The 11,892-nt window shown below is 71.0% G+C and carries 8 protein-coding genes and 2 pseudogenes; 5 read left to right on the top strand and 5 right to left on the bottom strand.

The genetic code is table 11. The features are described from left to right. Positions 1-338: 338 nt before the first annotated feature. Positions 339-565 (top strand): annotated as a pseudogene (locus ACIRP7_RS31660) (IclR family transcriptional regulator); the annotation flags it as partial. 524 nt (positions 566-1,089) lie between these two features. Here ACIRP7_RS31660 and ACIRP7_RS31655 read toward each other — a convergent pair. After that, positions 1,090-1,536: a PLDc N-terminal domain-containing protein gene (locus tag ACIRP7_RS31655; protein WP_403666141.1), complete on the bottom strand. Its 447-nt coding sequence runs from the start codon at positions 1,534-1,536 to the stop codon at positions 1,090-1,092. 117 nt (positions 1,537-1,653) lie between these two features. Further along, positions 1,654-2,310: an HdeD family acid-resistance protein gene (locus ACIRP7_RS31650; protein WP_403666139.1), complete on the bottom strand. Its 657-nt coding sequence runs from the start codon at positions 2,308-2,310 to the stop codon at positions 1,654-1,656. Between the two features lie 161 nt (positions 2,311-2,471). On the opposite strand from ACIRP7_RS31650, the pseudogene ACIRP7_RS31645 reads away from it, so the two are divergent. After that, positions 2,472-3,880: pseudogene (locus tag ACIRP7_RS31645) on the top strand (DUF2252 domain-containing protein). A gap of 39 nt (positions 3,881-3,919) precedes the next feature. Here the strand turns inward: ACIRP7_RS31645 and ACIRP7_RS31640 are convergent. Together ACIRP7_RS31640 and ACIRP7_RS31635 are read right to left on the bottom strand one after the other, a co-directional pair. Further along, entirely contained in the window at positions 3,920-4,441 is a 522-nt protein-coding gene (locus ACIRP7_RS31640; protein WP_403666137.1) for a hypothetical protein, read from the bottom strand. A 107-nt stretch (positions 4,442-4,548) separates the two neighbouring features. Next, positions 4,549-7,221: a LuxR C-terminal-related transcriptional regulator gene (locus tag ACIRP7_RS31635; protein WP_403666135.1), complete on the bottom strand. Its 2,673-nt coding sequence runs from the start codon at positions 7,219-7,221 to the stop codon at positions 4,549-4,551. A gap of 160 nt (positions 7,222-7,381) precedes the next feature. Here ACIRP7_RS31635 and ACIRP7_RS31630 point away from each other — a divergent pair, with 160 nt between their 5' ends. From ACIRP7_RS31630 to ACIRP7_RS31620, 3 genes are all read left to right on the top strand, one after another. Further along, the gene (locus ACIRP7_RS31630; protein ID WP_403666133.1) at positions 7,382-8,017 is read left to right on the top strand and encodes a hypothetical protein; all 636 of its coding nucleotides are present in this window, start codon (positions 7,382-7,384) and stop codon (positions 8,015-8,017) included. Beyond that, positions 8,014-8,469 carry an RDD family protein gene (locus ACIRP7_RS31625; RefSeq protein WP_403666131.1) on the top strand — a complete coding sequence of 152 codons (456 nt, stop codon included), beginning with the start codon at positions 8,014-8,016 and terminating at the stop codon, positions 8,467-8,469. The genes ACIRP7_RS31630 and ACIRP7_RS31625 overlap by 4 nt, the downstream gene beginning before the upstream one ends. Positions 8,470-8,560: 91 nt before the next feature. After that, complete coding sequence (locus ACIRP7_RS31620; RefSeq protein ID WP_403666129.1) at positions 8,561-10,387, top strand: glycoside hydrolase family 15 protein; 1,827 nt, start codon at positions 8,561-8,563, stop codon at positions 10,385-10,387. Between the two features lie 37 nt (positions 10,388-10,424). Here ACIRP7_RS31620 and ACIRP7_RS31615 read toward each other — a convergent pair whose 3' ends face one another. Next, entirely contained in the window at positions 10,425-11,828 is a 1,404-nt protein-coding gene (locus tag ACIRP7_RS31615; protein WP_403666127.1) for an MFS transporter, read from the bottom strand. Positions 11,829-11,892: the final 64 nt, after the last annotated feature.

The following is an 11,892-nucleotide window of genomic DNA, read 5'->3' as shown; positions in this document are numbered from 1 at the left end:
CTGACTAGCCGTTGCAGGCGTTCACAGGCTTGGTCGACCGGGAGGAGCGGGGATCTTCGCACCATCAACCGCGTGGGCCGGCGGGTGCTCGCGCACGCCTCGGCGCCCGGAGAGGCACGCGCCAATGCCGAACTCCCCGTGACTGACTAGCCGTTGCAGGCGTTCACAGGCTTGGTCGACCGGGAGGAGCGGGGATCTTCGCACCATCAACCGCGTGGGCCGGCGGGTGCTCGCGCACCCCTCGGCGCCCGGAGAGGCACGCGCCAATGCCGAACTCCCCGAGACCGACCAACCGTTGCAGGCGTTCACAGGCTCGGCCGACCGACAGGAGCGGGGATCTTCGCACCATCAACCGCGTGCGCCGGCCGGTGCCCCCGCATGCCGGGGCGCCCGGGGAGGCACTGTTCGCGGAGCGCGCTGATGCCGAACTCCCTGTCGAGGACGCGCCGTTGGGGGTGTTCAGGGGCTCGGTCGACCGGGAGGAGGTGGCCGTCGGGATCGTCGGGTTCGGATTCGCCTTGCGCTACGACACCTCCCCACCGTCGACGCGTTCAGCTGCTCGGTGTGGCGGGAGGTTCGTGCGACGCTCGGATCGGCGGGGCTGCTGCACGAGGCGAGGCCAGGGCGCGCGGTCTCTTCGACTGCGGCTCCACGCGAACGGAGCCGCGTTTCGCTGCGGACCGTCTTCAGCGAGGTCCTCGACCCCGGGGCTCCCCGGACAGCGTCCCGGCCATCTGCCCCGCTCCCCGAGCCCGCCCGGCTCGGTCCCGAGGTGATGATGCACGGCGACGACAACGGCCTGCGCGTCCGCCGCGGCTCGCGCAGACCAGATCGTCGTGCTCGCGAGGGGTTCGGTCTGCTCCATCCCCCGCGTGAACGTCACGTCGACGCCGATGTGCTGTTGCAACCGGCCCGTCCCGTCGACGACGACAGTCCGCGGCGTGCTGGGGCTGTGCCGTCACGACCGCAGGACTCGACGGTGCGGTCTGGCGATGGGTCATCGACGGCGCTTGCCTCAGTTGCCGCTCCCCCGGACCGCTGTGTGTCCACGGCCGCCTTCTCGGCCGTGGACACCGCTCACTGCTTGGCCTACGCCGGGACGTTCGGTGTACGCCCGCCGCTCAGTACCAGTTCCTTCGCCCTGCGGAACTCGTCCTCGGTGATGTCACCGCGAGAACGGATCTCGGACAGCCGGGCGAGTTCGTCGACGCTGCTGGGCCGGCTGTCGGCACTGCCCGCCGTCTGCCGGATGTAGCTGTCGAAGGACTCCTGCTGAGCCCGCGCCTGCGCGACCTCCCGGCTGCCCATGTGCTTGCCGCGTGCGATCACGTACACGAAGACGCCCAGGAACGGCAGGATGATCACGAACACGAGCCAGCCGGCCTTCGCCCAGCCGCTCATGGCGTCGTCCCGGAAGATGTCGACCACGATGCGGAAGAGCAGGACGAACCACATGATCCACAGGAAGAACAGCAGCATGCTCCAGAAGACGCTCAGGAGCGGGTAATCGTACGCGAGGTACGTCTGGGCGCTCATGTCTCTCCCCTTCTCTGCCGGGCGACCGCCCGGTAGGAGTTGTCTCCTGTCACAGCGTGCGCATGGCGAGAACGGACCTGCCTCACCCGAGGCGGGTGAGCGCGCTCGCCCAGTCGTTCACGGCGCGGGACCGACCGTCTTCACGCCGGGTGACCTGCGGGCGGCGGCTCGCAGTGCGAGGGCGAGAAGGAGCTCGACGACGCCCAGCAGGACGAGCCACAGTCCCAGCAGCCGGGTCAGCGCACGAGCCGATTCGGCGGGCAGGGCCAGCACCACGATCCCGGCGACGACGGCGAGCGCCGCGGCCCCGAGGACCAGGCCGCGGTGCGGCAGATCCTCGGCGACCAGCGCGGTGTAGGCCGTCAGCACGCCGGAGAGCAGCCAGACGACGCCGACGATCAGGGACAGCGCCGTGATCGTCTGGAGCGGATTTCGCAGGCACAGCACTCCGGCCAGCAGGTACAGCACGGCGAGGATGAGCCGCGCGACCCGTTCACCGGGTCCCCCTGCAACGAAGGCCGTGACGAAACGGAACGCCGCGACCGTCAGCAGGTAGAGGCCCACCAGGACCGCCAGGACGTGCAGGGTCTCGTCCGGCCACACCAGCACCAGGATGCCCGGCACCAGGGTGGTGAGCGCCGCCCCCAGGATCCAGGTCCATGAACCGCCGACTCCGGCGAGCAGCTCCCCCGGCTCCCGCCCGGTGGCGGGGGCCGGCCCGTCGGACATCCGCTCCGGCCCGAACGGCCGTGCGGGGTCATGCGGTGCGGTCATGACGCCTCCTCGCGTGATCACGCTTCCTCGCGTGATCGCTTCACCGCGTCACCGTCCCCCGTGGCCGCAGGCCGCCGCGTCACCCATGACGGGTGATCCATACGCACGGCGGCGGGGATGAGGTGAGGTCGGACGTCACCGACGGACCCGGAGGCCGGACCATGACCGTATTCAGCGAGTTCACGGCCTCCCTGTCGGCCACCGAGAGAGCGGCCCACGGCCGCCACGCCCGTACGCACACGCCACGCTCGCTCCACGGCGGCTTCGAGGCCGGGCCGGACCGGGAGGACCCCGTGGAGGTGCTGGTGCGCCAGTCGGACACCCGGGTGCCCGAACTGGTACCGATCCGCTACGGCCGGATGCTGGAGTCGCCGTTCCGCTTCTACCGCGGGGCGGCCGGCCTCATGGCGGCGGACCTGGGTCCCCTGCCCCGGACCGGGCTTCGGGTCCAGCTGTGCGGTGACGCGCATCTGCTGAACTTCCGGCTCCTCGCCTCACCCGAACGGCACCTGGTATTCGACATCAACGGCTTCGACGAGACGCTGGCCGGACCCTTCGAGTGGGACGTCAAGCGGCTGGCGGCCGGCTTCGCCATCGCGGCCCGGGCCAACGGCTTCTCGGTCGAGGAGCAGGACGACGCCGTACGCCACTGCGTGAAGGCCTACCGCAAGCGCATGCGGAAGTTCTCCGGCATGCGGACCCTCGACATCTGGTACGCCCAGGACGACGCGGACCGGATGCGGGAACTGCTGGCGTCCTCCATGGACCGCGAGGCCAGACGCCGTACCGCCCGTGCGACGGCACAGGCGCGCACGCGCACCCACCTCCTGGCGTTCGGCAAGCTCACCCGGCAGACGGACGAGGGCCGCCGGATCGCACCGGACGCGCCGCTCATCACCCCGCTCGCCGACCTGCTGGCCGACCCGGCCGAGCAGGGCAGGGAGAAGGAGGTCCAGGCCGTCGTGGACGAGTACGCGCGGACCCTGCCCGCCGAACGCGCACAGTTGCTGAGCCGGTTCACCCTGGTGGACATGGCACGCAAGGTGGTGGGCGTCGGCAGTGTCGGCACGCGCTGCTGGATCCTGCTCCTGCTCGGCCGCGACGACGACGATCCCCTGCTGCTCCAGGCCAAGGAGGCGCAGGAGTCGGTGCTCTCCGCCCACGTGGGCGGAGATCCGTACGACAACCAGGGCCACCGTGTCGTCGCGGGACAGCATCTGATCCAGACGACCAGTGACATCTTCCTGGGCTGGACGCACGTCGTGGGTCTCGACGGCAGGGCCGGGACTTCTACGTACGTCAACTGCGGGACTGGAAGGGAATCGCACAGCCCGAGAGCATGGAGCCCCGCCTACTCTCGTTCTTCGGGCGGTTGTGCGGGGCCTCCCTGGCCCGCGCCCACGCCCGCTCGGGCGACCCGGTCGCGATCTCCGCCTACCTGGGCAGCGGCGACCGCTTCGACCGAGCGCTCACGGAGTTCGCCCAGTCCTACGCCGACCAGAACCAGCGCGACTTCGAAGCCCTGGGAGCCGCCGCCCGGTCCGGCAGGATCACCGCACTACGGCTCTGACGGCACCGGCGGGTGAACCGTCCGGGTCGGCGCGCCGGGTCAGTGCGTCAGCAGGATCTTGAACAGGACGATCAGCAGACCCAGCAGCAGATTGACGAAGGCGGTGACCGCCATCAGGCGCCGGCTGGCGCCCGCGCGATGTGCCGCGAGGGTCGACCAGCCGACCTGTCCCGCCACGGCGACGACGAGCGCGAGCCAGAGACCGCCTTGTACGCCGATGCCGAGCAACGGGCTCACGGCCACGGCGACGGCGGGCGGCACGGCGGCCTTGACGATCGGCCATTCGTCCCGGCACACCTGCATCACGACCCGGCGGTCGAGGGCTTGCCGGGCCAGCCGTGCCCCGAACAGCTGGGCGTGCACATGGGCGATCCAGAACACCAGCCCGGTGAGCAGAAGCAGCAGGACCAGTTCCAGGCGTGGAAACTCGCCGAGTGTGCCCGCGCCGATCACCACGGAGGCGGCCAGCATGGACCCGTAGACACCGCCGGTGTAGTCGGTGTGCCGAGGATCCCGGACGCCGCTCTCGGGTCGTCCCGTATCGATCTCGCTCCTGGGCATGCTCACCTCCCTCCGCACGGTGTCCGCTCCGTGCCGACCGGCCCATCGCAGCCGATGGGAAGCGCCGTCCGCCTCACCCGCCGCGGGCGAGCCGGACGGCGCGCGGTTCACAGCAGCCCGAGCTCTCGCGCCCGGCGCACCGCGTCGTTGCGCCGGTTCACCGCCAGTTTTCGGTAGACGCTCTTGAGATGGGTCTTCACCGTGTTCACGGAGACGAACAGCTCGGCGGCGATCTCCTCGGTCGACATCATCAGGGCCAGACGCTGCAGCACGTCACTCTCCCGCCCGCTCAGCTCCTCCACCACCAAGGGCGGGGACGGGTCCAGGAACTGGGGATGGCTGCCCGGACGCGGTGGTGGCCCGGCTGTCAGCCAGCCTGCCGCCAGGCCCTGGCAGGGCTCCGTGGTCAGCAGGCGACGCATCCAGGGGCCGGCCTCGAGGAAGGGCCGCCGCAGCCGCTCGTGCCGGGCTGCGGTGAGTGCCTGGACGACGAGCCCGCGGGCGGTGACGCGGTCTCCGCTGTCCTCCGCCGCCTGCGCCCGCACCAACAGGGCCCCGACGGTCACCGCGGGGCCGCTGGGGCCTTTGGCGCGCAGCCCGTTCAGCGTGTCGATGGCGGCACGGGCATTCCCCGTGGCGAGCTGAGCCCGAGCGGCTTGCACGGCACAGACCTGCTGGTCCTCGGGGGCGTCCAGCAGCACCTTCGCGGCCGTGTCCGGCCGTCCCTCGGCCAGATGCACGGCCGCGGTGGCGAGGGCCGACTGCCCGCGTGCCCAGGGCGAGACCTCGACGGCGGGGACGAGGTGGTCCAACGCCGCCGCGGCCGCGGCCGGTTCGCCCTTGGCGAGCAGCAGACGCGCGGTGGCCACCGACCGGCCGGCCAGCGTCACCGGATCCCGCAGCGCCCCGGCCGAGTGAGCCGCCTGGTCCAGATAGGCCTGCGACTCGGTCAGTTCGTTGCGGTCGGCGGCCACGGCGGCCAGGACCAACTGCTCGATACCGGAACCGGACGGCGTGGCCAGGCCGTACCGCGCCGTCTCGGTCATCGCCGCCAGAGCTTTGCGCTCCGCCCGGCCGAGCCAGCCGTTCAAGTAGTCGATCAGCGCCAGATGCCCCAGGGACTCCTCCCGCAGCGGCGCCGTCAAGGCTCCGCCGGCGGAGTCGGCCACGGTACGCAGCGCGGCGCGCGCCTCCTCGAACCGTCCGGCCCACAGCCGTGTGGAGCCCAGGTGGGTGAGCAGGAGAGCGGTGAGTTCGGGATGCTTGTCCAGAAGGTGGGCGGGCACCTCCTGCCGCAGTTCCTCCGCGGCCTCCGCCGCCTTCTCCGCCTCGCACGGCGAACCGGTCAGCCGGGCCGCCAGGGTTTCCAGCAGGGCACAGCTGAGCCGGCCCGTCGCGGGCTCGGACTCTTCCGCGGCCAGCCCCGCCTCGGCATGGCGCAGGTGGGCCAGGCCGTGGTCGATGTCGGACCGGGACAGGTCCCGGGCCGCGCGGACCAGGTCCGTCGTGGGGCTCGACGACTCGGGACCCATCCGGGAGAACAGTTCGGTGATGTCGTCGGCGCCCCGTCCGGTGAAGAGCCGGCCGATCGCGAGATCCTCCACGAAGGCGCGCGTGGTGAACTCCCAGTCGCCCGCGGCGGCTCCGTGCACCAGGGTCTCGGCGAGTGATCCGGAACTGCGCAGCCAGTGTGCGGCCCGCCGGTGCAGCTCCGGCTCCAGGCCGGGAGAGCGCAACCGCAGACGGGCCCGCAGGATTTCGCCCAGCAGCGGATGAAGACGGTGCCATCCGTGCCCGAGATCCTCGACGAACGCGTTCTCGCGCCGCAGCCCTTCCAGAAGGGGTGCGGCGTCGGTGCGGCCGGTCAGGGCGTTCGCCAGGTCGGGGCAGAACCGGTCCAGGACGCTGACGCGCATCAGGAGGTCCTGGGTCTCGGCAGGCTGCCGGCCGAGCACCTCGGCCAGCAGGAAGTCGGCGACCGTGGTCCGGTCCGCCTCGAAGTCCTGCAGATAGGCCTCCGGATCCCCGCTCTCCTGGGCGGCCAGGGCGCAGAGCCTCAGTCCGGCGGCCCAGCCACGGGTGCGGTCCACGACGGCACGCACGGCAGGCGGGGGCAGGCTCAGGCCGTGGAGATCCAGCAGCTCGGCGGCTTCCTCGGGGGTGAAGGCCAGTTCGCCGTCACGGATCTCGGTGATCTCGCCGGCCATCCGGTAGCGGTGCAGTGGCAGCAGTGGTTCGGTGCGGGTGATGAGGACCAGGCGGAGTCCGGATCCCGCGTGGTGCAGAACGAACTGAAGCTGTTCCTGGGTCTGCGAGGCGGTCACCCGGTCGTACTCGTCGAGCACGACGATCGCGGGAAGGGGACGACGGCTGAGGTCGGCGGCCAGTCGGGCCAGCAGCTGGTGGTCGATCCGGTTCGCGTCCAGCGGGCAGCCGACCTCGTCGGACACCAGCAGGCCCGAGGCACGCAGGGCTTCGAGCAGGTACGCCCAGAACATCCCGGGGCCCTGCCGGCCCGCGTTCGCGTCGAGCCAGGCGACGGGCCGGTCCAGGTTCTCGGCCCAGTCGGCGACCAGCAGGGTCTTGCCCGCGCCGGCCGCGCCGTTGACCATCGTCAAGGGAGTCCGGAGTGCCTGGTCGAGGTGCCTGGCCAGGCGCTCGCGCCGCAGGAAGGTGGGCGGTCTGGTCGGCACGGCGAACCGCATGCGCAGATAGGGTTCTCCCAGGGGATCGAGACAGGGAGCCGTCGGTTCCCGGGCCTTGTCGTCCCTCGTACTCATGGCGCTCACTCCCAGTGTCCTTGGGTGGCGCTCCCCCTCAGCAGCTCTCAGCATTACCGTACATATGCTTTCTGCATAGGGCCTCCCGGGAAGGGATCGGCTCATCCCCTCACCCGTGACGGATGATGTCCTCGCGGCGCCGTGCTGGTGCGATGGCGGGGTGACCGGAAACAACGGTGTGGGACTGGCGAGGGCGCTGGCGCGGCTGCCGCTTCGCGTGCTGGGTGTCCTCGCCGGGGGCACGGATGTGTTGACGCGCAGGCTAGTGACCGCCGTCGTGGACCGGATCGACCTGGACGACGTGGTCTCCCGGGTGGACGTGAACAAGGTGGCCGACCGAGTGGACATCGCGCGGGTCGCGGACCGGGTGGACGTGAACCGGATCGCGGCCCGGATCGACGTGGACGACATCGCCGGCCGGATGGACGTCGACCGGATCGCGGCCCGGATCGACCTCGACGGCATCGCCGGCCGGATGGACGTGAACCGCATCGCCGACCGGATCGACGTGGACCGGGTCGCCCGGCGGCTGGACGTCGACGCGGTCGCCGGGCGTATCGACGTCGATGCCGTGATCGCCCGCGTCGATCTGATCCCGCTGACCTTGGGAGTGCTGACGCAGATCGATCTGGGGCGAATCGTCAAGGACACCGGCGGCGGAATGGCCCAGGAGACGATCGACGCCGTCCGTGTCCGCGGTCTTCGTGGCGACCGGCTGGTGAACCGGGTGACGGACCGGCTGCTGCGCAGGACGGGGCTGCCCGAGGTGCCGACCGAGATGCCGACGCCGCCGTGACGTCTGCCGGGCGGGCGCGGCCACAGGGGCTCCTGGGGTATCCGGCCGGACTGGTCTCCCGTGCGGTCGCGGCCGGTGTCGACGCGGTCGTGGTGGCCGGACTCGGACTCGTCGCCCAGCTGTGCGTCGGGGCCGCCAGGCTGCTGGTCACCGGACCGCCGTTCCGGTACCCCGACCCGCCGGACTGGCTCACCGCGACGGGCGGCACGCTGATCGCCGTCCTGTATCTCACCGGCAGTTGGGTGTCGTCCGGGCGTACCGTCGGAGACCGGTTGATGGGCCTGCGCGTGACCGCCCGTACGGGACGGGAACTCGGTGTCCCGCGCGCCTTGTCGCGTGCGCTGCTGTGCCTGGTGTTCCCGCTGGGACTGCTGTGGGTCCCGGTCAGCGCAACCCGTTCGTCGGTGCAGGATCTCCTCGTCTCCAGCGCGGTCCGCCACGACTGGCGCTGAGCGCTCGCCCACCGCCTCACCCGCGCCGGGTGGTGCGGTCACTTCCCGCCCACCGCAGCCTGATCCTGGCGACCCCGACGAAGGAGTGACGGTGAACACCTATCCGAACATCGCAGACCACGGAATGGTCGGCGATCTCCAGACCGCCGCCCTGGTGTCCTCGGCGGGGACGATCGACTGGTGGTGCACGCCCAGGTTCGACTCGCCCAGCGTGTTCGCCGCTCTCCTGGACGGCGAGCGTGGCGGCCACTGCCGGCTCACGGCTGATGTGGCCGACGACGGCCGGGCGACCGTCCGCCAGCTCTACCTGTCGGACACGGCCGTGCTCGTCACCCGCTACATGGCGCCTGAGGGCGTCGGTGAGGTCGCGGACTTCATGATCCCGCTGGAGACCACGGTGCCGACCGAGCGGCACCGGCTGGTGCGGGTGGTCAGGGTGGTGCGGGGCCGACTGGACTTCACCCTGGCGTGCCGTCCGCGCTTCGACTACGGCCGCGCCCCGCACGACCTGTCCAGGGTCGACGACCGGTCCGCGGTCTTCCAGGGACCCGGCACGGACCTGCATCTGCAGACCCTCGGCCCGTTCGTGCTCCAGCCCGACGGGAACGACATCACGGCCCACTGCACGCTGTCCGCCGGCGAGGTGGCCGCTGTCGTCCTGACCACCGACGCGAGCGGCGGCCCCGTCCCGGATCCGCTGTCGGCGGACGGCATCCGGGACGAGCTGGAGTCGTGCAGGGGCTTCTGGCACCGATGGCTGCGCTCCTCCACGTACCACGGCCGCTGGCGGGACATGGTCAACCGCTCGACGATCACGCTGAAACTGCTCACCTACGCCCCTACGGGCGCTCCGATCGCCGCCGCCACCATGGGACTCCCCGAACAGATCGGCGGAGAGCGCAACTGGGACTACCGCTACACCTGGGTCCGCGACGCCTCGCTGTCCGTCCGGGCGCTGGCGGGTCTGGGGTTCACCGACGAGGCCGCCGCCTTCCGCCACTGGATGCGCGACCGGCTCGACGCCGGCCGTACCGAGACGGGCGAACCGCTGCAGATCATGTACCGGGTCGACGGCGAACCCCGGCTGACCGAGGAGGTCCTGGACCATCTCGAGGGATACCGGGGCTCCGCGCCGGTGCGGGCCGGCAACGCGGCGGCCGACCAGATACAGCTCGACATCTACGGCGAGGCGGCGGACGCCCTGGCGCAGGGTGGTGACATCGGGGCCATCCAGGGCTGGAAGTCTCTCGCGACCCTGCTGGACTGGCTGGCCGACCACTGGGACCGCCCCGACGAGGGGATCTGGGAGACCCGGGGCGGCCGGCAGGAGTTCACGTACAGCCGCCTCATGACCTGGGTCGCCTTCGACCGTGGTGTCCGGCTGGCCGCCGAGCACTCCAGGCCCGCGGACATCGACCGCTGGCGGACGGCGCGCGACACCGTGTTCGAGCAGATTCTGCAGCGTGGCTGGAGCACCAAGCGGCAGGCTTTCGTCCAGCACTACGCCACCGACGTCCTGGACGCCTCGCTGCTGCTCATGCCCCAGGTCGGCTTCCTCTCGCCGAAGGATCCCGCGTGGCTCAGCACGCTGGACGCCATGGACGAGGAGCTGGTCACCGACAGCCTGGTCTACCGCTACGACCCGGAGGCCTCGCCGGACGGGCTGCGCGGCTCGGAGGGCACCTTCAGTCTGTGCAGCTTCCTCTACGTCGAGTCACTGGCCCGGGCCGGCCGGTTGCAACAGGCGCGGTACGCCTTCGACAAGATGCTCACCTACGCCAACCATGTCGGTCTTTTCGCCGAGGAGATCGGCCCCTCGGGTGAGCAACTGGGCAACTTCCCGCAGGCGTTCACCCATCTCGCGCTGGTCGAGGCGGCCCTGGCGCTCGATGAGGAACTCGACCGGGCGCAGCGGTAGGACCTTGCGAAGGAGCTCGCGAAAGCGGGGCGTACGGTCAGCGAGGGGGCCCGGTCCGCGGCAGCTTCGCCGCCGCGACGAGCCCCCCGCACCCGATCACGATCAGCACGATCAGTGCCGCCGCGTACGCCCCGAAGGCGGGGTCGGCGACGAGGATCGTGCCGGCGATCGCGGTGCCGAAGGACGATCCCAGGTTGGACACGCTGCGCGAGAGGCCCGAGATCTCGCCCTGCTGCTGCTCTCCGAAGCTGGACTGCACCACGTTGACCGACGGGGTCAGCATGACGCCCAGTCCCAGCCCGATCAGCAGCAGCCCGGGCACGAAAGCCCAGGCGCTCGTCCAGGCGTTCACCAGGACGATGAGCAGCCCGATCCCGCAGATCGTGACGGCGAAGCCCGTCATGACGAGCGTCCGCTGCGACCACTTTTTCGCGAGGCGCTCGGCGCCGAGCGACGCCGCGAGGAGGCCGGCCGTGGCCGCCGTGAAAACCACGCCGGTCCGGATCGCGTCGTACCCGCGGACGACCTGGAGGTAGGCCGCCGCCACGAACGACACCCCCATGAGCATCAGCCACTGGGCGTTCTGTGTGATGAGGCCGAGATTGGACGTGCGGTCGCGGAACAGGCTCGTCGACAGCAGCGGCTCCGCGCCGGAGCGTTCCCTGGCGCGTATCCACCGGTAGAACCAGACGAGCACGAGCGCGCCGAGGACGAACAGACCGGCCGCCAGCCAGCCGTTGTCGTCGGTGGCCAGGATGCCCATGACGACGAGGACGAGCCCGACGGCCGACAGGACGGCACCGCCGGTGTCGAAGACCCGCGTCGGGTCGGGCGGCAGCGGATCCGTGATCCGCCGGCTCAGCAGGATGATCACCACGATGACCAGGGCCTGAAAGAGAAAGGCGGCCCGCCAGCTGAGTGCCGAGGTGATGAGCCCGCCGATCAGCGGTCCGGCGGCGGCACCTATGCCGGCGAATGCCATGACTGTTCCGAACGCGCGGGCCCGGGCCACCACGTCCACGAACAGGAGTGTGGTCAGGATGTAGACGGGCGGGATGAGCAGGGCCGTACCGACGCCCTCCAGCAGGGAGTTGCCGAGGATGAGGACACCGAGGTTGGGCGCGGCCGCGCTGAGGAGGGCTCCGACGCCGTAGACGGTGAGACCGATCAGGAGGCACCGCTTGCGGCCGAGGCGGTCGGTCAGTTTGCCGCCGGGGATCATGAGGGCCGCCATGACCAGCAGGAAGAGCGTGATCGCGAGTTGTACGCCCTGCACGGTGGTGTCGAGGTCCTCGCTGATGTCGTTGATCATCACGTTCATGTTGGAGCCGGCGAAGCTGCACACGAACTGGGCGAGCGCGAGCGGCGCCAGCACCGCGCGCGCGGTGGCCGGTGACCGGCCCGCCGTACCGCCTCCGGTGGGGCTGTGCTGTACCCGCATGTGTTGCCTCCGGCTGCTGGGTTCGCCTCATCGTCGCCAGTCGGCGGCCCACCGGTCGTCACCC

It is taken from the genome of Streptomyces sp. NPDC102270, from assembly GCF_044766405.1.
Classification (GTDB): domain Bacteria; phylum Actinomycetota; class Actinomycetes; order Streptomycetales; family Streptomycetaceae; genus Streptomyces.
The sequence above is the reverse complement of the archived record's forward strand: the minus strand, read 5'-3'. Positions and strand labels throughout refer to the sequence as shown.